Source organism: Amycolatopsis sp. NPDC098790 (assembly GCF_044759945.1).
Classification (GTDB): domain Bacteria; phylum Actinomycetota; class Actinomycetes; order Mycobacteriales; family Pseudonocardiaceae; genus Amycolatopsis.
In genome coordinates this window covers 203,498-225,814 of sequence record NZ_JBIWAI010000001.1, presented here as the reverse complement: position 1 = coordinate 225,814, position 22,317 = coordinate 203,498, and the positions used below count along the sequence as shown (strand labels likewise).

The 22,317-nt window shown below is 71.8% G+C and carries 21 protein-coding genes; 8 read left to right on the top strand and 13 right to left on the bottom strand.

What is annotated here, in order from left to right:
- The first annotated feature begins 49 nt into the window (after positions 1 to 49).
- Positions 50 to 697, top strand: a complete 648-nt coding sequence (locus ACIQWX_RS01165; RefSeq protein ID WP_400869342.1) for a response regulator transcription factor — start codon at positions 50 to 52, stop codon at positions 695 to 697.
- Positions 694 to 1,884 (top strand): sensor histidine kinase, encoded by a 1,191-nt coding sequence (locus ACIQWX_RS01160; protein WP_400863936.1) that lies wholly within the window; start codon positions 694 to 696, stop codon positions 1,882 to 1,884. Before ACIQWX_RS01165 ends, ACIQWX_RS01160 begins: the two co-directional genes overlap by 4 nt.
- Before the next feature lie 240 nt (positions 1,885 to 2,124).
- Here the strand turns inward: ACIQWX_RS01160 and ACIQWX_RS01155 are convergent, their stop codons facing one another.
- From ACIQWX_RS01155 to ACIQWX_RS01115, 9 genes are all read right to left on the bottom strand, one after another.
- A complete protein-coding gene (locus ACIQWX_RS01155; protein ID WP_400863933.1) occupies positions 2,125 to 3,405 on the bottom strand; it encodes a hypothetical protein in 1,281 nt (426 codons plus the stop codon).
- Between the two features lie 32 nt (positions 3,406 to 3,437).
- Positions 3,438 to 4,727, bottom strand: coding sequence for a histidine--tRNA ligase (hisS, locus tag ACIQWX_RS01150; RefSeq protein ID WP_400863930.1), 1,290 nt, complete (start codon positions 4,725 to 4,727; stop codon positions 3,438 to 3,440).
- 21 nt (positions 4,728 to 4,748) lie between these two features.
- On the bottom strand, positions 4,749 to 5,132 hold the full coding sequence (locus ACIQWX_RS01145; protein ID WP_400863928.1) for a hypothetical protein: 384 nt from the start codon (positions 5,130 to 5,132) through the stop codon (positions 4,749 to 4,751).
- Positions 5,133 to 5,220: 88 nt separating this feature from the next.
- The gene (locus tag ACIQWX_RS01140) at positions 5,221 to 6,384 is read right to left on the bottom strand and encodes an amidohydrolase family protein (protein ID WP_400863925.1); all 1,164 of its coding nucleotides are present in this window, start codon (positions 6,382 to 6,384) and stop codon (positions 5,221 to 5,223) included.
- 1 nt (position 6,385) lies between these two features.
- The gene (locus ACIQWX_RS01135) at positions 6,386 to 7,507 is read right to left on the bottom strand and encodes an MAB_1171c family putative transporter (RefSeq protein WP_400863922.1); all 1,122 of its coding nucleotides are present in this window, start codon (positions 7,505 to 7,507) and stop codon (positions 6,386 to 6,388) included.
- Positions 7,504 to 8,025, bottom strand: coding sequence for a hypothetical protein (locus ACIQWX_RS01130; RefSeq protein ID WP_400863919.1), 522 nt, complete (start codon positions 8,023 to 8,025; stop codon positions 7,504 to 7,506). Before ACIQWX_RS01130 ends, ACIQWX_RS01135 begins: the two co-directional genes overlap by 4 nt.
- The gene (locus ACIQWX_RS01125) at positions 8,022 to 8,426 is read right to left on the bottom strand and encodes a helix-turn-helix transcriptional regulator (RefSeq protein WP_086673833.1); all 405 of its coding nucleotides are present in this window, start codon (positions 8,424 to 8,426) and stop codon (positions 8,022 to 8,024) included. Before ACIQWX_RS01125 ends, ACIQWX_RS01130 begins: the two co-directional genes overlap by 4 nt.
- A 312-nt stretch (positions 8,427 to 8,738) precedes the next feature.
- The gene (locus tag ACIQWX_RS01120) at positions 8,739 to 9,191 is read right to left on the bottom strand and encodes a flavodoxin family protein (RefSeq protein WP_400863915.1); all 453 of its coding nucleotides are present in this window, start codon (positions 9,189 to 9,191) and stop codon (positions 8,739 to 8,741) included.
- Positions 9,191 to 10,825: a phospho-sugar mutase gene (locus tag ACIQWX_RS01115; protein WP_400863912.1), complete on the bottom strand. Its 1,635-nt coding sequence runs from the start codon at positions 10,823 to 10,825 to the stop codon at positions 9,191 to 9,193. Before ACIQWX_RS01115 ends, ACIQWX_RS01120 begins: the two co-directional genes overlap by 1 nt.
- A gap of 30 nt (positions 10,826 to 10,855) precedes the next feature.
- On the opposite strand from ACIQWX_RS01115, the gene ACIQWX_RS01110 reads away from it, so the two are divergent.
- Positions 10,856 to 12,016 carry a glycosyltransferase gene (locus tag ACIQWX_RS01110; RefSeq protein ID WP_400863910.1) on the top strand — a complete coding sequence of 387 codons (1,161 nt, stop codon included), beginning with the start codon at positions 10,856 to 10,858 and terminating at the stop codon, positions 12,014 to 12,016.
- A 91-nt stretch (positions 12,017 to 12,107) separates the two neighbouring features.
- Here the strand turns inward: ACIQWX_RS01110 and ACIQWX_RS01105 are convergent, their stop codons facing one another.
- The 3 genes from ACIQWX_RS01105 to ACIQWX_RS01095 are packed head-to-tail and all read right to left on the bottom strand — an operon-like array spanning position 12,108 to position 14,241.
- A complete protein-coding gene (locus ACIQWX_RS01105; protein WP_400863907.1) occupies positions 12,108 to 12,887 on the bottom strand; it encodes a purine-nucleoside phosphorylase in 780 nt (259 codons plus the stop codon).
- On the bottom strand, positions 12,884 to 13,303 hold the full coding sequence (locus ACIQWX_RS01100; RefSeq protein ID WP_400863905.1) for an ABA4-like family protein: 420 nt from the start codon (positions 13,301 to 13,303) through the stop codon (positions 12,884 to 12,886). The genes ACIQWX_RS01105 and ACIQWX_RS01100 overlap by 4 nt, the downstream gene beginning before the upstream one ends.
- Positions 13,300 to 14,241, bottom strand: coding sequence for a hypothetical protein (locus ACIQWX_RS01095; RefSeq protein WP_400863903.1), 942 nt, complete (start codon positions 14,239 to 14,241; stop codon positions 13,300 to 13,302). The genes ACIQWX_RS01100 and ACIQWX_RS01095 overlap by 4 nt, the downstream gene beginning before the upstream one ends.
- Positions 14,242 to 14,354: 113 nt before the next feature.
- Here ACIQWX_RS01095 and ACIQWX_RS01090 point away from each other — a divergent pair, with 113 nt between their 5' ends.
- Positions 14,355 to 14,987 carry a MerR family transcriptional regulator gene (locus ACIQWX_RS01090; protein WP_400869340.1) on the top strand — a complete coding sequence of 211 codons (633 nt, stop codon included), beginning with the start codon at positions 14,355 to 14,357 and terminating at the stop codon, positions 14,985 to 14,987.
- Here the strand turns inward: ACIQWX_RS01090 and ACIQWX_RS01085 are convergent.
- Complete coding sequence (locus ACIQWX_RS01085; protein WP_400869338.1) at positions 14,984 to 16,747, bottom strand: serine/threonine-protein kinase; 1,764 nt, start codon at positions 16,745 to 16,747, stop codon at positions 14,984 to 14,986. The genes ACIQWX_RS01090 and ACIQWX_RS01085 overlap by 4 nt on opposite strands.
- 123 nt (positions 16,748 to 16,870) lie before the next feature.
- On the opposite strand from ACIQWX_RS01085, the gene ACIQWX_RS01080 reads away from it, so the two are divergent.
- Genes ACIQWX_RS01080 through ACIQWX_RS01065 form a run of 4 tightly spaced genes read left to right on the top strand, consistent with a single transcriptional unit; the run spans position 16,871 to position 22,225 of the window.
- Positions 16,871 to 18,706 carry a methylmalonyl-CoA mutase family protein gene (locus tag ACIQWX_RS01080; protein WP_400863900.1) on the top strand — a complete coding sequence of 612 codons (1,836 nt, stop codon included), beginning with the start codon at positions 16,871 to 16,873 and terminating at the stop codon, positions 18,704 to 18,706.
- Positions 18,703 to 20,871, top strand: a complete 2,169-nt coding sequence (scpA, locus tag ACIQWX_RS01075) for a methylmalonyl-CoA mutase (RefSeq protein WP_400863898.1) — start codon at positions 18,703 to 18,705, stop codon at positions 20,869 to 20,871. Before ACIQWX_RS01080 ends, scpA begins: the two co-directional genes overlap by 4 nt.
- A 3-nt stretch (positions 20,872 to 20,874) precedes the next feature.
- Positions 20,875 to 21,870, top strand: coding sequence for a methylmalonyl Co-A mutase-associated GTPase MeaB (meaB, locus tag ACIQWX_RS01070; RefSeq protein ID WP_400863895.1), 996 nt, complete (start codon positions 20,875 to 20,877; stop codon positions 21,868 to 21,870).
- Between the two features lie 49 nt (positions 21,871 to 21,919).
- Positions 21,920 to 22,225, top strand: a complete 306-nt coding sequence (locus tag ACIQWX_RS01065) for a hypothetical protein (RefSeq protein ID WP_400863893.1) — start codon at positions 21,920 to 21,922, stop codon at positions 22,223 to 22,225.
- Positions 22,226 to 22,317: the final 92 nt, after the last annotated feature.

The following is a 22,317-nucleotide window of genomic DNA, read 5'->3' as shown; positions in this document are numbered from 1 at the left end:
AAATCACTGCCAGTATGGATGCGTGCACGATGGGGCAACCAAACCGCGAGTGCTCCTGGTCGAGGACGACCGGGAACTGGCGGGCATGCTCTCCGAGCTGCTCGCGGACGAAGGCTACGAGACGGAAGCGGCGCACGACGGGCAACGGGGTCTGCACCTCGGGCTCACCGGTCACTACGACGTGATCATCATCGACCGCCGGCTCCCGGTGCTGGACGGCCTGGAGCTGCTGCGGCGGTTGCGGGCCCGGGCGGTGACCACGCGCGTGCTGGTGCTCTCGGCGCTGGGCGAGCTGGCCGACCGGGTGGGCGGGCTCGACGCCGGCGCCGACGACTACCTCGTCAAGCCGTTCGAGGCCGACGAGCTGCTCGCGCGCCTGCGCGCGCTCGGCCGCCGCGACCTCGAAGGCGCGGAGTGCCTGCCGCTGGGTGCGGCGGCGCTCGACCTGCAGCGGCACGAGGTCGTGCTGCCGCGGGGCGAGCGGATCACGCTGTCCGGGCGGGAGTTCGAGCTGCTGCGGACGCTGGCGCAGCGGCCGAAGGCGATCCACCCGCGGGCGGCGCTGCGGGGATCCGTCTTCGCCGACTCGACGGGGGAGTCCATTGTGGACACGTATGTCTACTACCTGCGGCGCAAGCTCGGCCGCGACGTCGTCCGGACCGTGCACGGCCTCGGCTACCAGATCGGCGCGGTATGAGAGCCGACCCCGAGGAGCGGGCCCTGCGGCGGGCGCGGTGGGCGATCACCGCGCAGATCGCCGTCGTGGTGTCGTTGCTGGTCGCGGTGGCGGGCGGGGTCGCCTACGGGATCCTGCTGTCCCGGCAGCACGCCGACGCCGACCGCACGTTGGCCAGGACGGTCGAGCTGGGCCCGGCCGAGACGCCGCCCGGCTGCGTCTGGCTGTTCACCCCGGCCCTGCACGCGCCCGCGGGCCGTCCCCCGGCGGGGATGCCGATCCCGGCGCTGGACGCGACGGTGCCCGCGGCCGGCGACGTCCACACGGAACGGCGCTCGATCGGCGGCATGACGTACACGATCCGCGTCGAGAACCGCGGTGGCGTCGTCTCGCAGGCGTTCTTCGAGGAGCTGTACCAGATCCAGGACCGCTCGTCGCTGATCTCGGGGCTGGTGGTGGCCGAGGTGCTCGCCCTGCTGGCCGCGGTGCTGTGCGGCCGCGTGCTGGCGTGCCGGGCGATCCGCCCCCTGGCCGACGCGCTGCGCCGGCAGCGCACGTTCGTCGCGGACGCGTCCCACGAGCTGCGCGCCCCGCTGACCCGCCTGCACACGCGGGCGCAGCTGCTGGCCCGGCGCGCGTCCGGCCGCGACGCGGCCGACCTCGACCAGCTGGTGCGCGGCACGCGGGAGCTCGGCGAGGTCGTCGAGGACCTGTTGCTGTCGGCGCAGGCGTGCGACCGGCCTTCGCTGGAACTGGTGGAGCTGGGGGTGCTGGCGGAGGAGGCAGTCGCGGCGGAGGCGGTCCGCGCGGGCGAGGGCCGGGTCCGGCTGGCGGTGTCGAAGGAGCGACGGCCGTACGTGGTCCAGGGCGTCCCGACGGCGTTGCGGCGCGTGCTGTCGGCGTTGCTCGACAACGCGTTGGGCCACACGCCGCCGGGAGGGTCGATCGAGGTGTGGCTGGGTGTACCGGACGAGGGGCACGTGGAGCTGCGGGTCCGCGACACGGGGGTCGGTTTCCCGGCGGCGGACGCGGACCGGATCTTCGAGCGCTTCGCCCGCGGATCCGACGGGGACGGCCGCCGGTTCGGCTTGGGGCTGGCGTTGGTCCGCGAAGTGGTGACGGGTCACGGGGGCACGATCGCGGCGGCGGGCCGGCCCGGTGCCGGTGCGACGTTCACTTTGCGGCTGCGGCGGGCCGGCTCGGCCTGATCGCGGTCGGTGCCGCGGGTGCGAGGTTCGCGTTGCGGTTGTGTCGGGTTGGGTCGGCTGATCGTGGTCGGTGTTGCGGGTGCGAGGTTCGCCTTGCGGTTGCGGCGGGTCGGGCTGATCGCGGTGGGTGCCGCGGGTGCGAGGCTCGCCTTGCGGTTGCGCCGGGTCGGCTCCGCCTGATCACGGTCGGTGCCGCGGCCAACGTTCACACTGCGGCTGCGCCGGGTCGGCTCGGCCTGATCACGCCCGATAGCGCGCGGAGTCCAGGAGGAAGCGGATTCCGCGGGTCAGCGCGGGGTCGAGGCCGGCGCAGGCGGCCTCGAGCTCTGCCCGCAGCCGCGCCGGGGGTTTCGTCCACACGTGGGCCAAGTGCTGGTGACAGGCGCGGAGGTCCTGCTCGGCGTCGGCGCCGAGGTCCGCGTCGGCCAGCAGCGTGAGGTCCGTGTGCAGGCGCTGCCAGGTGTCGCGGTCGCGCAGCAGGGTCGCGGCGGCCCGTCGCGTGTGGACCGGGCGGTCCGCCGCCAGCAGCTCCCGGAGCGCGGCGACCTCGATGAACTTGCCGCGCAGGGACTCCACCACCTGGCGGGTCACCGCGGGGGAGGAGTCCGTGAGCAGAGGGGCGACCGCCGTCGAGTCCGGCGCGATCCGGCGCAGCCCGCGGACCGCCGCCCGCCGGATGCGCGGGCGGTCGTCGGTGAGCCGGTCCTCCAGCAGGCGGGCGTCTTCGGCCGTGCCCGTCTCGCCGAGCCCGGCGACCATGCCGAACGAAACCGGCATCGCGCGGTAGCGGACGGCCGGGTCGCCGCCCGCCTTGAGCACCAGCGCCTGGGCCATCGACCGCACCGCGGAGGTCGGGTCGGCCAGGTACTCCTCGGCCCGGCCGGCCATGGTGAGCGCGCGCATCCGGACCTTCGGGGCCCCGGCCGCCAGCAGCTCGTCGACGCACTCGCCGCGGTCGAGCAGCGCGGTGCCCACGATCGCGCGCACGACGAAGTCCCCGTCGCGGGTGGCGATGTCCAGCAGCCGCTCGCGCGGCAGGAGATCGAGCGCCTCGCCGTGGACCCAGCGACGGGTCTCCCGGTCCGCGACGGACAGCGCGGCGTCGAGCAGCCGCGGGGTCAGCGCCTGCCGGAACAGCGTGGTCATCCAGTCGTCGACCTGCCGCCGCCGGAGAACGCCGATCAGCGGCAGCACCGCGCGGAACGCCGGTTCGTCCAGTTTGGACAGAACCAGCGTCCGCGCGAGGTTCCGGACCGGCTCGACCCAGTCGACGCACCGGAGCAGCAGCAACGGCAGCGCCTCGGGATCGGTGCGGGCGGCCAGCCGCTCGACCGCGGCCTCGCGCAGGTAACCGTCGTCGTCGCACGAAGCTTCGGCCAGCTCCTGCCGGGTGGGGCGGCGGCTCAACCGGCCTTTCCGGCCGTACCGGCACGCTCGCCGCACGGCGCGCTCGAAGTCGACCCAGCGCCGCACGTCACCGGCGGCGAAGGCGGCGAGGTCGGGCATCTCGGCGTCGAACACCCCCTCAGCGTGCCAGGGGCGTCGAACCGTTTTCAGCCCAGCAGGGCCTGAACCGCGGCCGGGGCATCGGCGATCGCGACCGGGTTCTGCTCCCGCGTCGCGAGGCTGCGGACCGTCACGTTGCCCGCCGCCCAGTCCTCCTGGCCGACGATCACCACCGCGGCCGCGCCCGCCTTGTCCGCGCGGGTCAGCTCCTTGCCCAGCTTGCGGTGCTCGATCGGCGTCGACGTCCGCAGGCCCGCGCCGCGCAGGGACGCCGCCACCGAACGGGCCTCGTCCGAGAGGTCCTCGGTCACCGGGATCACCATGACGTCGACCTCGCTGCGCGGGGCCGGGGACAGGCCGTGCGTGTCGAGGAAGTCGATCAGCGTGACGTCACCCATGCCGAACCCGATGCCCGGGATCTGCTGCGGTGTGAACATCGACGCGAGGTCGCTGTAGCGCCCGCCGCCGAACAGCGCGCGGCGGTTCTCCGGCGAAGTGTCGAAGACCTCGAACACCGTCGACGTGTAGTACGCCAGCCCGCGCACGATCAGCGGCTCGTACTTCACCAGGCTGCCCGCGCTGCTGTCCAGGACACGAACCAGGTTCGACTGCGCGCGCACCTCGGCCGGCAGCTCGTCGAGCAGGGCGTCGCCCATGGCGAGCGTCTCGGCCAGCTTCTCGAACTGCTTGTCCGACAAGCCGATCTCACCGGCGCTCTCCGCCAGCTTCTCGCGCGGGTACTTCTCCCAGCGGTCGACGAGCGCGAACACCTGGGCCAGGTGGTCTTCCGAGACACCGGCGACGTCGGTGAGCGCCGACGTCAGCAGGTTCCGGTCGTTGACGCGCAGCACGAACATGTCCGGCGTCGCGCCCAGCGCGGCCATCATGTCGTGCACCAGCTCGAAGATCTCGATCTCGCAGTTGGCGCTGTCCGAGCCGAAGATGTCGGCGTTGATCTGCCAGTGCTCGCGGACGCGGCCGCGCTGCGGCGCCTCGTACCGGTGGCAGTTCGGGTGGCTGTACCACCGGACGGGGAACGACAGCGACTTCGCGCTCCCGGCGATCATCCGCGCGACCGACGGCGTCATCTCGGGACGCAGCGCGAGGCGCCGCCCGCCCTTGTCGGTGAGCGTGTAGAGCTGCTTGTCGGCCAGCTCCTGGCCCGACTTCCGCTCGTAGATCTCGGCCGATTCGAGGATCGGGCCGTCGTAGCGGAGGAAGCCGCGGCGCTCGAGGACGTCGTAGAGATGACCGAACACCTGCGTACGCACGGACATTTCGGCGGGCAGGAAGTCCCGGGTCCCCTTGTAGGGCGCGGTCGGCAGGTATTCAGGCACGTGACCAGCTTAACGACCGGTTCAGGCGACTCCGTAGGCGGTGAGCAGCACGGCGGCACCGAGGAGGACGGCGCCGACGCTGGTGACGCGCCCGCCGAGCTTGCCGCGGTTCGGCAGCAGGTGCAGGAAGAACCCGCCGGACTGGGCGAGGATCCCGAAGAGCAACAGGGAGCAGGCGATCCAGAGGGTGGTGTCCGAGAGGGTCGTCCGGCTGAGGATCTGCAGCGCGACCAGGGCGAGGACCAGCAGGACGCCGGCGTGCGCGTGGCCGGCGCGGAACATCGCGCGCTGGTGTTCGGTGAGCTTGCGGTCTCTCATGACGCCCATCAGGGCGTAGCCGCCGTACATGACGGTGGGCAGCGAGACCAGGGCGATCACGGTGAAGAGCTGGGTGGGTCCGTGCATCGGGGGGACTCCTTGTCGAGGTGGTGGCAGCTACGATAACACTGTTTTAAAACGTTGTCACCAAACTGGGCACCCCCCGATCGGGGAACTAGGCTTCGCGACCCTTGGCCAGCACCAGAAGGGGATTGCGCAACGCGGCGAGCGACGCCAGCGGGTCACCTTCGACCACCAGGACATCCGCCGCGAGACCGGCTTCGAGCCGTCCTGTCACGTCGCCGAGCCCGAGACCCGCCGCCGAATCGCAAGTGGCGATCTCCAGAATCCGCCGCCGCGGGAACCCGAGCCACTCGTACAACTCCAACGCGCCCACCGGGTCGTCGAACACCGACCCCGGCAGCCCCGCGTCCGTCCCCGCGAGCAACCGGACGCCGTGCTCCTCCAGCCACGGCAACCGCCCGTACATCGCCTGCGCGGCCTCGTCGCCGACCTTCTCGACGATCACCCGCCAGTTGCGGCTGCTCGTCGAACACGCCGAAATCCCCGCGGCCGCCATCTTCGAAGCCACCGCGTCACGCCGGTCGAACGACCGCGGCCCGGTCAGGAACGTGCAGTGCTCGACCGTCGACACCCCCGCGGCGACCGCCGCCTCGATCGCGTCCGCGCCGTGGGCGTGCGCCGCCACGGGCAGGCCGTGCGACGCCGCGTGCGCCACCACCACCGAAAGCTGCCGCGCGTCGAACTGCGATTCCCACATGTCCGCGCCGCCCTCGGTGATCTGGCCGCCGCTGGCCATCACCTTGATGACGTCCGCGCCCGCTTCGGCGTTCGCGTCGATCAACGCGCGGATCGCGTCGTCGGACGTCACTTCGCCGCCGAAGAAGTGGCAGTGTCCGTCCGGCACCGTGATCGGCGGCCCCGACACGAGAAGCCGCGGGGCCACCTCGTTCGAGAAGGACTCGCGCACCGCCGCCCCGAGGTGCCCGCGGTCGCCGAGGTCCCGCACCGTCGTCACGCCGCTGCGCAGCATCGACGACAGCCGCGAACGCGCGTCCTCGACCGTCGTGCCTTCGGAGAAGTGGGCCAGCATCTCCCGCGACGCGTCGAAAGCCAGGTGCACGTGGACGTTGAAGAGCCCGGCCAACGCGGTGCCGGTCGGGAAGTCGTGCCGGGCGGCGTCCGGCGCGGCCAGCGGCAGCACCTCCGCACGCGGGCCCGCCGCCACGATCACGCCGTCGCGCACCAGAACCGCGCCGTCGGACACCGGTGCCGAGGGCCGCGGCAGCACCCGGCCGGCCGTGATCAGCGTGTCCACGTCACGACTCCATCGCGGCCGACAGCGCCAGCAGCGGCCGGACGTCGGATTCGATGTCGTCCGCCGGTGCCGGCAGGACCTGCTTGGCGTGGCCGTCGCTCTCCTCACCCGCCGCGTGCCGCGCCAGCGCCGCCTTCAACGCGGCCGCCGCGGACACGGGATCGGCCGCGACGACTTCGCCGAACCCCTCGTCCAGGTACGGCGACAACTGCACCAGGCCGTCGCGGATTTCGATCACCCGGCGGTAGTGCACGCGGTGGATGCTGCGCGGCGACAGCCGTTCGCCGCGGCCGCGCGGCGGGGTCCGCAGCACGATGCTGGGGAACGCCTGCACGAGCACCGTCCACAACGGACCGAGCGCCTCGTGCTCGCGGCGGTGCTGGCGCCGCCGCCGCAACGCCGAGAACCGCGCCCGCACGCCGGGGTAGGTGACGCCGAGCAGGAACAGCATCCCGCCGACGATCACGAACGGCACCCCGAGCAGCAGCAGGATCTTGACCACCGGGCCGAACACCCACGCCACCACGACGTACAGCGCGCGGAAGATGCTGCCGATCGCCGCGCTGGCCATGCCGACCGCGCCCATCCGCAGGCCGATCCGCAGGTCGCGGTCGGCCACCCGCAGGTAGCGCACGATCCACGCCGTGCACGCGATCAGGCCGTAGATCAGGTACAGGCCGGCGCCGAGGTAGAACACCGCGATCCCGCTGTCGTGGATCGTCGACGGCCCGAGCGCCTGCCCGCGCAGCTCCGGCCGGGTCAGCGCCATCGCGACGACCATCAGCGTGATCGCCGCGGCCAGCGGCACCAGCTCGACCGCCACCCGCCGGTAGCGCCGCGGACCCAGGGTCGAGCCCAGGAAGAAGACGACCAGCGCGCACACCGCGCACGCGAGCAGCGCGTTGTTGAGCACGCGCGCCGCGCCCAGGCCGATGACCGCGTCGATGTCGTCGGAGATCACCTGCTGCTGCAGCAGGAACGCCGCGGCGAACCCGGCGATGCACGCGGTGACGGCCCAGTTCGGCACCGTCGGCGCGCGCTGCACCTGGTAGATCCGCCACGCCAGGGCAGCGGCGAACAGCACCATCGCGATTACGTTCACGGGGCTGAAAAGTGTGCTCACAACCACCCTTGGTGATCGCCGAGCGTCCCCTGGATCCGGCGGAGATCCCGGTCCGCAGCACGCCGCGGGATCGTGTAGTTCAGGACCGACGCCCACTCGAGGATGATGGTCGCGACGGTCTCGGCTTCCCACTCGTGGGCGTCATCGTAGGACGACCGGCGCAGTGCGCGGTGTACTGCATCCGGGTCAAGATCCGGAACCGGCCCGCGCAGGAAGTCCGCCGGCTCGGCGTCGCCGTGCGGGTGGTGGTCGGCCAGCATGTGGCCGAGTTCGTGCAGGATGATGTGATCCTGGTGGGATTTCGTGGTTTCGGCCTGGTAAAAGATGTAATCCGCCGAAGAAGTGGCGATCCAGCACCCGAACGGCCCCGGCACCTCCAGGGGGTAGGGCATCAGCCGGATCGGCTTGCCGCGTTGCTCGCCCAGCCGCGCGCAGAGCACTTCGACGTCGAGCGGCGGGCCGATGTCGAGCTGCTTCAGCAGCTTGCGGCAGCGGCGGCGCAGCTCTCGTTCCTTCATCGCGCGGTGTCCTCCGGGTTGCGGCCCTCGCGTTCGGCCCGTTCGTAGCGCTCCACCAGCTCCAGCAGGTCCATCACCTGCCGGCGCCCCTGCGGGGAGAGCTCCTGCGCCCGCATCGCCATCAGCTGCGCTTCCCCGGCCGGGGGCGCGGCTGCCTCTTCGTCGAAGAAGTACGTGACGGGCACGCCGAACAGCTTCGCCAAGGCCTCAACGTAGTGGATCTTCGGGTTGACGCGCTTGCCCGTGGCCAGCTGCTGCAGGTAGGCGGGCGACATCGCCGGCCCACCCGCCCGTTCCACCGCCGCCGAGATCTCCCGGTAGCTGTGCGGCGCGCGCCCGTCCAGCCGAGCCGCCTCGATCAGGGCGCTCAGCCGTTCCGCGAAAGTGCGTTCCCGTGCCATACCCGCCCCCTGAGTTTCCGCCGTGAAAATTCTAGCCGGGAAACCACTGTACGCACATGTTGACAGCTATCGTATGCAGTGGTTTACAGTTGGCACGCCTCTCGTCTTGCTCTCCGTACCCTGGGGGTGTACGGAACCGCAAGACGAGAGGCTGTCGCGTCTTCTCGACTCGTCATGATCGCCTGGGTGTAGTACGCTTCAGCTTGCCAAGGTCGAACGCCCTCGCGGCGATCCCTTGGTCACGGCCTGTTGCCGGAGGTCGACCCCCAGGGCTTCCGGTGACAGGCCCCTTACTTTTCCAGGACATCTTTTCTAGGACATCAGCGTCGCGGCCACGGTGCCGCCGAGTTCGGTGCACGCGTCCAGGGTCTTCTTGTCCGGCTCACCCGTGCTGATCACCGGCTCCGCCACCTTTTCCCAAGCCAAGCCCGTGGTGATGGACAGCAGCTGACGTTCGGTCCCCGAAGTGTCACTGCCACCGTGGATCCAGTAGCCGAACGGCCGGCCGCGCGTCGCGTCCAGGCACGGGTAGTAGACGGTGTCGAAGAAGTGCTTCAACGCACCGCTCATGCTGCCCAGGTTCGCCGGGGTGCCCAGCAGGAAGCCGTCCGCCGCGAGGACGTCGGGGACGGTCGCCGCGAGCGCCGCGCGGCGGACCACCTCGACGCCTTCGATGTCCGGGTGCGTCGCGCCCGCCAGCACCGCCTCGAACAGCGCCTGCGTCGACGGCGACGGCGTGTGGTGCACGATCAGCAGCCTCGGCATCAGGCGAGCAGCTCCTCGACCGCCGTTCGCAACGCGCTCAGCTTGGTGCCGGCGGTGTCACGAGCTTCCGCGAGCGAGCCCGTCACCGGGGCCACGACCTGCAGGTACGCCTTCAGCTTCGGCTCGGTTCCCGACGGCCGGACGACCACGCGCACGCCGTCGCCGGTCAGGCGCAGCACGTCCGCGTCCGGCAGCAGGTCTTCGAGCGTGACGGCGACCCCGCCCAGTTCGGCCGGCGGCGTCTCCCGCACCTTCGCCATCAGCTGCCCGCGGACGGCGAGATCGGTCACCCGCAGCGAAACCTGGTCGGTGAGGTGGACGCCGTGGCGCTGCGCCAGCTCGTCGAGGACGTCCAGCGGTGTGCGGCCCTCGGCCTTGAGCCGCGCGGTGTAGCCGGCGGCCAGCGTCGCGGCGGCGATGCCGTCCTTGTCGCGCACGAAACCCGGGTTCACGCACAGGCCGAGCGCTTCTTCGTAGGCGAAGACCAAGCCTTCGCCGGCGCGGACGAGCCACTTGAACCCGGTCAGCGTCTCGGCGTAGCGGGCGCCTTCGGCCTTCGCGATCTCGCCGAGCATCGACGACGACACGATCGTCGTCGCGACCAGCGGGTCGGGCAGCATCGTGCGGTCCACAGTGGACAGCACGTACGAGCCGAGCAGGACGCCGGTCTCGTCGCCGCGCAGCATCCGCCACCCGCCGTCGTGGTCCTTCACGCCCAGCGCGCAGCGGTCGGCGTCCGGGTCGAGCGCGATCGCCAGGTCGGCGTCCACTTCGGACGCGAGCGCCAGCAGCAGGTCGGTCGCGCCGGGCTCCTCCGGGTTCGGGAACGAGACGGTCGGGAAGTCCGGGTCGGGTGCGGCCTGGTCGCCGACCAGGTGCAGGTCGGTGAACCCGGCGCGCTCGAACGCCGCTTGCAGCGTGTCGGCGCCGACGCCGTGCAACGCCGTCGCGGCCACGCGCACCGCGCGCTCGGCACCCATCGGCAGCGTCGCGACCTCGTCGAGGTACCGGTCGAGCAGGTCGACGACCTCGGCGCCGGGCGCCCGCGGCACGCTCACCGCGGCGGGCGCGGCCTGGATGGCCCGCTCGATCTCGCCGTCGGACGGCGGGACGATCTGGCCGCCGGTCGCGTCGTAGAGCTTGTACCCGTTGTCGGCGGGCGGGTTGTGCGACGCGGTGATCTGGATCCCGGCCACCGCGCCGAGCCGGCCGACGGCGAAGGCGAGCACCGGCGTCGGCAGCGGCTTCGGGAAGACCTTGACGTCGAAGCCCGCCGCCGTCAGCACTTCGGCGGCCGCGGTCGCGAAGGCTTCCGAGCCGTGCCGCGCGTCCCGGCCGATGACGACCAGCGCGCCGGCGTGCCCGTGCGCCTTCAGCCACTCCGCGACACCGGCAGTCGTGCGCGTGACGACGGCGACGTTCATCCCGTTCGGCCCGGCGCGCACCGGCCCGCGCAGCCCGGCGGTGCCGAACTCGAGGGGCCCGGCCATCCGGTCGGCCAGCTCGCCGGCCGCCCCGGCGTCGCCGCCCATCGCCTTCGCGACGACGTTCTGCAGCTCGGTGCGGGTGCTTTCGTCCGGGTCGTCCGCGATCCACCGGAACGCGGCGTCACGCAGCGTGGAAGTCAATGTCACCGCGACAGCCTACGGGCTAGGGTCGGGGGAGTGCGCTTGCTCTTCACCTCACTGGGGTCCTTCGGTCACACGTTCCCGCTCGTCCCGCTGGCGGTCGCCGCGCGCGACGCGGGCCACGACGTCGTCTTCGCCACCTCGGAAGACTTCCTGCCACAGCTGACGAAAGCCGGCCTGGAGACGGCGGCCGCCGGGCTCGCGATCAAGGACGCCTTCGGCCAGGTGTTCGCCTCGTCGGGACGGTCCGGTCCGCGCCGGCCGCCGGGCGAGGTTCCGCCGGAGGTGCTCAGGCCGATCGTCGCGAAGGTGTTCGGCGAGCTGATGCCGAAGCGGTTCGTCGCCGACCTGCTGCCGCTGTTCTCGCGGTTCCGGCCCGACCTCGTCGTGAGCGAGGCGGGCAACTCGGGCGGCGCGTTCGCCGCGATCAAGGCCGGGATTCCCGTGGTGGCGCACGGGTTCGGCCGCGTGTCGAGCGACGACCCGATGGTGACGCGCATCCGCGACGCGATCCGCGAGCACGGCGCTTCCCTGGGTATCCCGGTCGGGGAAGACCTGGCGTTCGGCGGGCCGTTCATCGACATCTGCCCGGAGTCGGTGCAGGACCCCGGTTTCCTGGCGCGCACCAAGCGCGTCCCGCTGCGGCCGGTCGGCTGGAGCGAGCCGGGCGAGCTGCCCGCGGGAGTCCTGGACCGGACGCGGCCGTTGGTGTACCTGACGCTCGGGACGGCGATGGGCCACGCGGGCGTGTTGAGCTCCGCGATCGCCGGTCTGTCCGGTTTGGACGCCGACGTCCTGGTCGCGACGGGCCCGACGGTCGACCCGGCGGCACTGGGCGAGGTGCCGGCCAACGTCCGGCTCGAGGCGTGGGTCCCGCAGTCGGAGCTGCTCCCGCACGTGGACCTGGTGGTCCACCACGGCGGCAGCGGCACGACGCTCGGCGCGTTCGGCGCGGGCCTCCCGCAGCTGCTGCTCCCGCAGGGAGCGGACCAGTTCACCAACGCGGACGCGGTCTCGGCGGCCGGCGTCGGCTCCCGCCTGCTCGCTCACGAGGTCACCGCGGACGCCGTCGCCACCAAGGCCCGCCACCTGCTCACAGACACTTCAGTCCGCGACGCGGCCCGCACCTTGGCGGCCGAGGTGGCGGCAATGCCGTCCCCACCCGAGGTGGCCGCCCAGCTCCCGACCCTGGTCTGAAGCGCCCCAATGTGGCCTTCGGTGCGTCAGACGCACCGAAGGCCACATTGGGTGCGTCTGACGCAACCAAGGCCACATTGGGGCGCTTGGGTCAGGCGCGGGTGACGAGTTCGCGCAGCAGGGAGCCCATCTGGGTGGCCGCGGCGCGGCCCGCCTCCAGGACTTCCTGGTGGTTCAGCGGCTCGCCCGTCATGCCCGCCGCCAGGTTCGTGACCAGCGACAGGCCGAACACCTCGACGCCGGCCGCGCGGGCCGCGATCGCCTCCAGGACCGTCGACATGCCGACCAGGTCCGCGCCCAGCGTGCGCAGCATGTGGATCTCCGCCGGCGTCTCGAAGTGCGGTCCGGTCAGGCCCGCGTAGACGCCTTCCTCCAGCGACGGGTCGATCTCCCGCGCGATCTTCCGCAGCCGCGCCGAGTACAGGTCGGTCAGGTCGACGAAGTTCGCGCCGACGATCGGCGAGCGCGCGGTCAGGTTCAGGTGGTCGGAGATCAGCACCGGCTGACCCACCTTGAACCCCTGGCGCAGGCCGCCCGCCGCGTTCGTCAGCAGCACCGTCCGGACGCCGGCCGCCGCCGCGGTGCGCACGTTGTGCACCACCGGGTCGATGCCCTTGCCCTCGTAGAAGTGGGTCCGGCCGAGCAGCACCAGGACGTTCTTGTCGCCGATCTTCAGCGAGCGGATGGTGCCGCCGTGGCCCACCGCGCCGGGCGTGGTGAAGCCGGGCAGCTCGGCGAACGGGATCTCCGTCTCGCACTCCCCGATGACGTCCGCCGCCGGGCGCCAGCCCGACCCCAGGACCACCGCGATGTCGTGCGCGTCCACGCCGGTGCGGTTCGCGATGGCGCTCGCGGCTTCGTGTTCACTCATGCGAGGGAGCGTATCCGGACGGCCCTCACCACGAGGAACACGACCAGCCCGAACGGCGACAGGAAGATCGTCAGCACCAGGATCGGGCTGACGATCCACGGCGAGATCCCCGCCGACCGGCCTTCGAAGTACATCCACCGCGCGATGAACAGGTCGAACGCGATCAGGTGCGCCCAGACGAGCCCGGCGCCCCACGGCGTGCCCAGCAGCGACTGCAGCACGCCGAGGTCGGGCGAGAGCATCGCCCGCCCCCACTCGCCGAAGTGCGGCAGCACGAGCGCGAAGTAGCAGGCCAGCGGCAGCAGCGGCACCCACGGCGACGCCATGACCCGCGGCGTCCACCGCCAGTTCGGCGCCAGGATCATCAGCGCCCAGAACGGCACGGCCAGCGGGAACGCGAGGTCGAAGAGGGTCATCGGACGCGCACCGCGGCCCACGAGCTGAGCCCGACGGCCGCGACCAGCGCCGCGAACGCACCCAGCGTCGTCGCGTCCGGGTGCACGATCGACTGCGCCCGCAGCGCCTGCCACGTCACCAGCGCGGTCAGCCCCGCGTAGCCGGCCGCGCCGACCAGGACGAGCCGCGCGCGGACGGCGTCGTCGCGCAGCCGGGCGAACCGCGGGGCCAGCGCCGCGAGCGCGATGGCCAGCAGCGGCAGCGCCTGCAGCGCGTGCATCCCGACGAAGTGCGGGATCCGCAGGTCGCCCGCCACCGTGCTCCAGCCGAGGATCGGCAGGCCGGGACCGCCGTCGGCGAGCCCGACGGTGTGCGCGCCGACCATGTCCGGCGTCCCGCCCGTCTGCCACTGCGCGAGCTGCTGCGCGGTCGGCGACGTCATCAGGATGCCCAGCGAGACGCCCACCAGCGACAGCACGGCGCCGGCGCGCACGGCCCAGAAGTTCGCCCGGTCCTCGAGCTTGGTGAACATGACGAGCACGGTCAGCACGAGCGTGGCGACCCAGAGCGCCATGATCATCTTGCCCATGACGTCGTAGATGAGCGCGTCCTGCGGGGTCGCGTTGTTGAAGTGGCTCGCCCGGCCGCGTGCCGCCTGGAAGACGAGCAGGACGTACTCGGCGGCGAAGATCGCCACCAGGAAGTTCGTCAGCCAGCCCGCCGTGCGCCGGAACCGCGGCAGCAGCGAGACGAGCCAGCTCCAGGTCGCGAAGTAGAGCGCGCCGGACACGGCGAACTTGAACGGCTTGGCCCAGATCGGCGCGCCGGCGAGGGTCCGCTGGTCGACGAGCAGCGCGGCGACGCACAGCACCGCCACCACCCCCAGGGTGGCGGCCGCGATCGCGGACGGGCGGTGCCACCCGCGCGCTCTGCTCCGGACGTCGGCAAGGATGGTCATGGTTCCTCCCAGAATGGATAGTCAAGCTCTCCGTTATGGGAAGCTAAACTATCCATGCTGAGAAGTCTTCAGGGTTGTCCCCGAGACGGACCCCGGGATCGGAGCGGATGCGCATGCGGATGGCCGAACTGAGCGCCGAGTCGGGGGTGCCGGTCGCGACCGTCAAGTACTACCTGCGCGAAGGCCTGCTGTTCCCCGGCGAGCGCACGAGCCCCAACCAGGCCCGCTACTCCCCGGCGCACGTCCAGCGCCTCCGGCTGATCAAGGCGCTCACCGAGGTGGGCGGGCTGCCGCTGGCGTCGGTGGGAGCGGTCCTCGCCGCGATCGACGGCGACGAGACCCCGCACCAGACGATGGGCGTGGTCCAGCAGGAGCTGGCGGGGCCGCCCCCGCAGGTGTCCGGCGAGGCCGCGGAGTGGGCGACCGGCGTCCTGCGGGAGCTGGCCGAGCGCCACGGCTGGAAGTGGCACGGCGCCGAGGACCACACGGTCGGCAACGTGATCGCGGCGCTGGCCACGGCGAAGGAGCTGGGCCACGAAAAGCTCGGTGACCGCCTCGACGAGTACTTCGCGCTGGCGATGCGTGTCGCGGAGCTGGACGTCGAGGTGGTGACGGGACTGACGTCGTTCGACAAGATCATCGAGGCGGGCTTGGTGGCGACGGTCTTGGGCGACCAGATCTTCACCGGCCTGCGCCACCTCGCGCAGGAGTTCGTGTCCCGCGAAGTGCTGGACCGGGCGCCCTAGTCGGTGACCTGCAGCGTTCCCGCCACGCGGTCGAAGACGTCCTGCTGGCCCGCGCTCTCCTGCTCGGCCGGGACCGTCACCGACAGGATCCACAGGCTCGTCTCGGCCTGGACCATCTTCACGAACGTCACGCGCGTTCCCCCGCCGCCGTCGCTCTGGGGGAGCGTGCCGCCCTCGGCGAGGCGGTAGGTCAGCGTCACGCCCTTGCCGTCCGGTGAGTTCGACGCCGGGAAGAGCTCGAACGCGTTCTCCGGGTAGGACGACCGCAGCCAGCTGATGTAGTCGTCGTAGCCCTCGGACTGGTCGAAGTACTTCGCCAGCCGCTCCAGGCGCAGGGACCGGCGGCCGTCCGGGGAGACGTACTGGACGACCAGGCTCAGCCCGAACTTCGTGTTGTGCGGGGCGACGAACTTCTGCCAGCCCTCCGGCACGTCGAGGGAGTACTGGCCGCCGTCGTTGTTGAGGTAGCTGCCGTTGCCGACCTGGTGGACCAGGGTCGGCGGCGGCACCTGCGTGGGGCCGTTCGACTTGGCCGCCGGCTCCGCGGCCGGGGGCAGCAGCGACTGCCCGCCGACCGTCCTGGCCAGCGCGAACCCGCCGCCCGCGGCCAGCAGGAAGAGCAGGATCGCGACGGCGACGAGCACGGCCGTCGCCCGCGCGGTGCGCCGCCCGGCCCGCGGCGGCGCGACGAACAGCGTCGCCGGCTCGGGCGAAGGCGAAAGCGAAGGCGAGGGAGAAGACGAGGGCGAAGACGCGGATGGCGGCGGCGTGGGCGCCGGTGTCGGCGGCCGCAGGAACGGCAGCGGACCGGGGTCCGTGGCGAGCTCGCTGCTCGACTCCTCGGACTTCTTCTCGGGCAGGACGGTCTTGATCACCTGGGTATCGGTGGCGTCCGGCTGCGCGGACGTCTTCTTCCCGTCCGGGGTGCGGAACAGTTCGGGCCCGAACAGGTCGAGCGCCGCCTTCGACTGCAGCGGGTAGAGCCGGTGGCGGACCTCGCGCAGGGTGATCCGGTCGCCGGGCTCCTTCTTCATCAACGCCGTGATGACGTCGGAGAGGGGGCCGGCCTTCGGCTTGGGCACCTTGCCGTTGACGACCTTGCCGACGGTCTCCAGGGGGTCGCCGTCGGCGTCGTACGGGGGTGCGCCCTCGACCGCGGCGAACAGCGTCGCGCCGAGGCCCCACAGGTCGGCGGCCGGGACGACCGCGCCGCCCGAGGCGACCTCGGGCGCGATGTAGGCGGGGGAGCCGAGCATGATCCCGGTGCGGGTCATGGTCGCTTCGGAGACGTTGCGCGCGATGCCGAAGTCGGTCAGCTTGATCCGGCCGTCGCTGGCGACCAGGACGTTGCCCGGCTTGACGTCGCGGTGGGTGATGCCGGCGGCGTGCGCGGCCTCCAGCGCGGAGGCGACGGCGATGCCGACCGCGGCGGCCTGCTCGACGGTCAGCGGCCCGTGGTCGCGCAGGATGTGCGCGAGGCTGCGCGAGGGCAGCAGCTCCATGACCACGAACGGCTGGTCGTCCTCGCGGGCGACGTCGTGCAGGATGATCACGTTCGGGTGGGAGAGGACGGCGATCGCGCGGGCCTCGCGCAGCGTCCGCTCCCGCAGCTCGTCCGCCTGGGACGCCGGGATGCCCGGCGGCACCTTCATCTCCTTGACGGCCACCTGGCGGTGCAGGAACTCGTCGTAGGCGGACCAAACGGTGCCCATCGACCCGGAGCCGAGCACCGAACGCAGCCGGTAGCGACCGGCGACCACTCGTGTCTCTTCGCTGGAGGGGGGCACCCCCTGATTGTGTCGTACCCGAATCACCCCTGACTGCCTAGGGGCGCGACTAGAGTCACAGGTCGGACGCGGCCCGTGCCTCTACCATCACTGGGTATGACTGAAGTGGCCGGTCCGGAGTCAGTGCCGATCTCCGAACTCGACCTGGCGGCCGAGTTCCCCCAGGCGACGCGTGAGCAGTGGCAGGAGCTCGTCGCCGGTGTCCTGCGCAAGAGCGGCAAGCTGCCGGAGGACTTCGCGGGTGCCCCGGAGAGCAAGCTCGTCACGCGGACCTACGACGGCATCGAGATCCAGCCGCTGTACACGGCCGAGGACGTGCCGGGCGACGCCGGCTTCCCGGGCCTGCCGCCGTACGTGCGCGGCGCGCGGCCGGACGGCCAGGTCAGCACCGGCTGGGACGTCCGGGCCCGGTTCACCGGCGACGACGCCCGCGAAGTCAACAAGGCGATCCTCGCCGACCTCGAAGGCGGCGTGACGTCGATCTGGCTTTCGGTGCCGCCCGCGTCGCTGGCCGACGCGCTCAACGAGGTCTACCTCGACCTGGCACCGGTCGTCCTGGACGCGGGTGCCGAGTTCGAAGCCGCCGCTGATGCCCTGTTCGAGCTGTTCGCCGAGCGCGAGATCCCGGCGAGCGAGGCCGCCGCGGTGCTGGGCGCCGACCCGATCGGGCTCGCGGCGCGCACCGGCTCGGCCGCCGACCTCGGACCGGCCGCCGCGCTCGCCGCGCGTGTCGCCGGGAAGTACCCGAAGGTGCGCACGATCGTCGCTGACGGCCTGCCGTTCCACGAAGCGGGCGGGTCGGACGCGCAGGAGCTGGGCGCGCTGGTCGCCGCCGGCGTCGTCTACCTGCGCGCGCTGACCGACGCCGGCCTCGACGTCGAAGCCGCGGCCGGTCAGCTCGAGTTCCGGATCGCCGCGACCGCCGACCAGTTCTCGACGATCGCCAAGCTGCGCGCGGCCCGCCGCCTGTGGGCGCGCGTCGCCGAGGTGTGCGGCTTCTCGTCGCCGATGCGCCAGCACGCCGTGACGTCGCCGGCGATGCTGAGCCGGCGTGACCCCTGGGTGAACATGCTCCGCACGACGGTCGCCTGCTTCGGCGCCGGTGTCGGCGGCGCCGACGCGGTCACGGTGCTGCCGTTCGACGCCGCGATCGGCAAGCCCGACGCCTTCTCCGCGCGGATCGCCCGCAACACCCACGCGGTGCTGCTGGAGGAGTCCAAGCTGGCCGGCGTGGTCGATCCGGCGGGCGGCTCCTGGTACGTCGAGAAGCTCACCGACGACCTCGCGCACGCGGCCTGGGCCGAGTTCACCGCCATCGAAGGCGCGGGCGGCTTGGTCGACGAGCTCGCGTCCGGCGCGCTGGCAGGCCGGCTCGCCGAGACGTGGGAGAAGCGGTCGTCGCGCATCGCCACCCGCCGCGACCCGCTCACCGGCGTCAGCGAGTTCCCGAACCTGACGGAGAAACCGGTGGTCAGGACGCCGCTGGAGTCCCCTGTGGACGGTGGGCTGCCGCGGCACCGGTACGCCGAAGGCTTCGAAGCCCTGAGGGACGCGTCGGACGCGTACCTCGCTTCGCACGGTGAGCGGCCGAAGATCTTCCTCGCCACGCTCGGCCCGGTCGCCGCGCACACCACGCGCGCCGGCTTCGCCGCCAACCTCTTCCAGGCGGGCGGGATCGAGGCCGTCAACCCGGGCGCGACCGACGACCTGCCCGGCGCGTTCCGCGCGTCCGGCGCCAAGGTCGCCTGCCTCTGCGGCACCGACGACGCCTACGAGGCACACGCGGCCGAGGTCGCCGAGTCGCTCGGCGCCGAACACGTCTTGCTGGCGGGCAAGGGCTCCTTCGACGGCGTGGACGGCAACGTCTTCGCCGGCTGCGACGCCCTCGACGTCCTCAACGGCCTGCACGCCGAGCTGGGAGTTTCCCGATGAGCATCCCGAACTTCGCCGGTCTCGACCTCGGCACGCCGTCGCCGGGCGACCGCGACGCCTGGGCCAAGGCCGTCCAGGAAGCCACCGGCAAGGGCCCCGACGCCCTGGCCTGGGAAACGCCCGAAGGCATCGGCGTCAAGCCGGTCTACACCGCCGCCGACCTGTCCGATGTGGACTTCCTGAGCACGTACCCGGGCGTCGCGCCGTTCCTGCGCGGCCCGTACCCGACGATGTACGTCAACCAGCCGTGGACCATCCGCCAGTACGCCGGGTTCTCCACCGCCGAGGAGTCCAACGCCTTCTACCGCCGCAACCTCGCGGCCGGGCAGAAGGGCCTGTCGGTCGCCTTCGACCTGGCCACCCACCGCGGCTACGACTCCGACCACCCGCGTGTCTCCGGCGACGTCGGCATGGCGGGCGTCGCTATCGACTCCATCTACGACATGCGCCAGCTCTTCGACGGCATCCCGCTCGACAAGATGTCGGTGTCCATGACGATGAACGGCGCGGTGCTGCCGGTGCTCGCGCTCTACGTCGTCGCAGCCGAGGAGCAGGGGGTGAAGCCGGAGCAGCTCGCGGGGACCATCCAGAACGACATCCTCAAGGAGTTCATGGTCCGCAACACCTACATCTACCCGCCGCAGCCGTCGATGCGGATCATCTCCGACATCTTCTCCTTCACTTCGCAGCACATGCCGAAGTACAACTCGATCTCCATCTCCGGCTACCACATGCAGGAAGCCGGGGCGACCGCCGACCTGGAGCTGGCGTACACGCTCGCGGACGGCGTCGAGTACATCCGATCGGGTGTCGACGCGGGACTCGGCGTCGACAAGTTCGCGCCGCGGCTGTCGTTCTTCTGGGCGATCGGGATGAACTTCTTCATGGAGGTCGCGAAGCTGCGCGCGGCGCGCCTGCTGTGGGCGAAGCTCGTGAAGGGCTTCGACCCGAAGTCGCCGAAGTCCCTGTCGCTGCGGACGCACTCGCAGACGTCCGGCTGGTCGCTGACCGCGCAGGACGTCTACAACAACGTCGTCCGCACCTGCGTCGAGGCGATGGCCGCGACCCAGGGGCACACGCAGTCGCTGCACACGAACGCCCTCGACGAGGCCCTCGCGCTCCCGACCGACTTCTCCGCGCGGATCGCCCGCAACACGCAGCTGCTGCTGCAGCAGGAATCCGGCACCACCCGCGTGATCGACCCGTGGGGTGGCAGCGCCTTCGTGGAGAAGCTGACCTACGACCTCGCGCGCAAGGCGTGGGGCCACATCAGCGAGGTCGAGCAGGCCGGCGGCATGGCCAAGGCGATCGACGCGGGCATCCCCAAGCTGCGCATCGAAGAAGCCGCCGCGCGCACGCAGGCGCGGATCGACTCCGGCCGCCAGCCCGTGATCGGCGTCAACAAGTACCAGGTCACGAGCGACGAAGACATCGAAGTGCTCAAAGTGGACAACGCGGGCGTCCGCACGCAGCAGCTCGAAAAACTGCGCCGGTTGCGCGAAGAGCGTGACGGCCAGGCGACCGAGGACGCGCTGCGGCGGCTCACCGAAGGCGCCGGCAACGGCGGCAACCTCCTGGAACTGGCGATCGACGCCGCCCGCGCGAAGGCGACGGTCGGCGAGATCTCCGACGCGCTGGAGAAGATCTGGGGCAGGCACTCCGGGCAGATCCGGACGATTTCGGGCGTCTACCGCGAAGAGGTGGGTAAGTCGCAGAACGTCGAGAAGGCCCGCGCGCTGGTCGAGGAGTTCGCCGCGGAGGAGGGCCGCCGTCCCCGGATCCTCGTCGCGAAGATGGGTCAGGACGGCCACGACCGCGGCCAGAAGGTGATCGCCACCGGCTTCGCCGACATCGGCTTCGACGTCGACGTCGGCCCGCTGTTCTCCACCCCGGCCGAGGTCGCCCGCCAGGCGATCGAGGCGGACGTGCACGTCGTCGGGGTGTCCTCGCTGGCCGCCGGGCACCTCTCGCTGGTGCCCGCGCTGCGCCACGAGCTCGCCGAGCTGGGCCGCGAGGACATCATGGTCGTCGTCGGCGGGGTCATCCCACCGCAGGACTACCCGGCGCTGCGCGAAGCCGGCGCGGCCGCGATCTTCGGGCCCGGCACGGTGCTCGCGGACGCGGCGATCGACCTGCTCGGCCAGCTGACGGCGCAGGAGTCCTGACCCTTGCCGCGCAAGATCGACGTCACCGCCTACGCCAAGGGCGTGCTGGCGGGCGACCGCGGGACGCTCTCGAAGGCGATCACGCTGGTCGAGTCGCAGCGGGAGGACCACCGGGCGCTCGCGCAGGAACTGCTGGTCGAGCTGCTGCCGTCCGCCGGCGGCGCGCGGCGCGTCGGCATCACCGGCGTGCCGGGTGTCGGCAAGTCGACATTCATCGACCAGCTGGGTACGGACCTGACCTCGGCCGGCCACCGCGTCGCCGTGCTCGCCGTCGACCCGTCGTCGACGCGCACCGGCGGCTCGATCCTCGGCGACAAGACCCGCATGGCGCGCCTGGCGGTCGACGAACGGGCGTTCATCCGGCCGTCGCCGACGTCCGGGACGCTCGGCGGCGTTGCGCGGGCGACCCGCGAGACGATCGTGTTGATGGAAGCGGCCGGCTACGACACCGTCCTGGTCGAGACTGTCGGCGTTGGACAGTCCGAAGTGACCGTCGCGAACATGGTCGACTGCTTCCTGTTCCTGACCCTGGCCCGCACCGGCGACCAGCTCCAGGGCATCAAGAAGGGCGTGCTGGAGCTCGCCGACGTCATCGCCGTCAACAAGGCCGACGGCGACCACGAACGGGACGCGAAACGGGCGGCGCGGGAGCTTTCGGGCGCGCTGCGGATGATCTACGGGCCCGAAGCGTCGTGGACCCCGCCCGTGCTCACCTGCAGTGGCCTGCACAACCTGCGGCTGGACGAGGTCTGGGGCGCGATCGAGCAGCACCGCGACGCGCTCACGGCGTCCGGCGAACTGGACGCGCGCCGACGGCAACAGCAAGTCGACTGGACGTGGGCGATGGTTCGCGAACAGCTCTTGAGTCGCCTGGCGGCGCATCCGGACGTGCGAACGGTCGTTCCCGACGTCGAACGGGCGGTGCGCGACGGTGAACTGACGGCTACCCTCGGTGCTCAGCGGATCCTCGACGCGTTCAATCCACCCGCTGGTGGCTGACGCCGGGGCGGTCCGCGGGCAGAATGCCTGGTCGTGGCGAAGGGATGACATGGCGAAGCTGCGGGGTCTGGTCCTGGCCGGGGTGCTGGGCGCGGTGCTGTTCACCGCGTCGCCGGCGTCCGCCGAACCGGTGCGTCCGGACAACGCGGTGGCCGTGGCGGTCGTGCACGCCGCCGTCGCGCCGGTCCCGGCGCAGACCCAGCCGCCGGGCCCGGTCCTCGACCCGGCCCAGACCGACAAGGCGAACACCGAGAAGACGAAGAACAAGCTGATCGCGGGCGTCGTCGCCGTCGCTTTGCTCGGCATCGTCATCTGGGGACGGCGGATCCGTTCGAAGAAGGCCAAGAGCTCCTGATGCGTTCGGGTGTGCCGAAGTACTGCACACCGTTCAACGCAGATCCGGTACCGGCCATCTAGGACGGCCGTTTTCGAGGCGCGCGTTGCCGC

What these genes read in the sequence shown, in the direction of transcription:
- ACIQWX_RS01160 (WP_400863936.1), top strand. Translation starts at nt 694, where the DNA reads ATGAGAGCCGACCCCGAGGAGCGGGCCCTGCGGCGGGCGCGGTGGGCG.
- ACIQWX_RS01145 (WP_400863928.1), bottom strand. Translation starts at nt 5,132, where the DNA reads ATGCACGGACCCACCCAGCTCTTCACCGTGATCGCCCTGGTCTCGCTG.
- ACIQWX_RS01130 (WP_400863919.1), bottom strand. Translation starts at nt 8,025, where the DNA reads ATGAAGGAACGAGAGCTGCGCCGCCGCTGCCGCAAGCTGCTGAAGCAG.
- ACIQWX_RS01125 (WP_086673833.1), bottom strand. Translation starts at nt 8,426, where the DNA reads ATGGCACGGGAACGCACTTTCGCGGAACGGCTGAGCGCCCTGATCGAG.
- ACIQWX_RS01120 (WP_400863915.1), bottom strand. Translation starts at nt 9,191, where the DNA reads ATGCCGAGGCTGCTGATCGTGCACCACACGCCGTCGCCGTCGACGCAG.
- ACIQWX_RS01105 (WP_400863907.1), bottom strand. Translation starts at nt 12,887, where the DNA reads ATGAGTGAACACGAAGCCGCGAGCGCCATCGCGAACCGCACCGGCGTG.
- ACIQWX_RS01100 (WP_400863905.1), bottom strand. Translation starts at nt 13,303, where the DNA reads ATGACCCTCTTCGACCTCGCGTTCCCGCTGGCCGTGCCGTTCTGGGCG.
- ACIQWX_RS01095 (WP_400863903.1), bottom strand. Translation starts at nt 14,241, where the DNA reads ATGACCATCCTTGCCGACGTCCGGAGCAGAGCGCGCGGGTGGCACCGC.
- ACIQWX_RS01090 (WP_400869340.1), top strand. Translation starts at nt 14,355, where the DNA reads ATGCGGATGGCCGAACTGAGCGCCGAGTCGGGGGTGCCGGTCGCGACC.
- ACIQWX_RS01080 (WP_400863900.1), top strand. Translation starts at nt 16,871, where the DNA reads ATGACTGAAGTGGCCGGTCCGGAGTCAGTGCCGATCTCCGAACTCGAC.
- scpA (WP_400863898.1), top strand. Translation starts at nt 18,703, where the DNA reads ATGAGCATCCCGAACTTCGCCGGTCTCGACCTCGGCACGCCGTCGCCG.
- ACIQWX_RS01065 (WP_400863893.1), top strand. Translation starts at nt 21,920, where the DNA reads ATGGCGAAGCTGCGGGGTCTGGTCCTGGCCGGGGTGCTGGGCGCGGTG.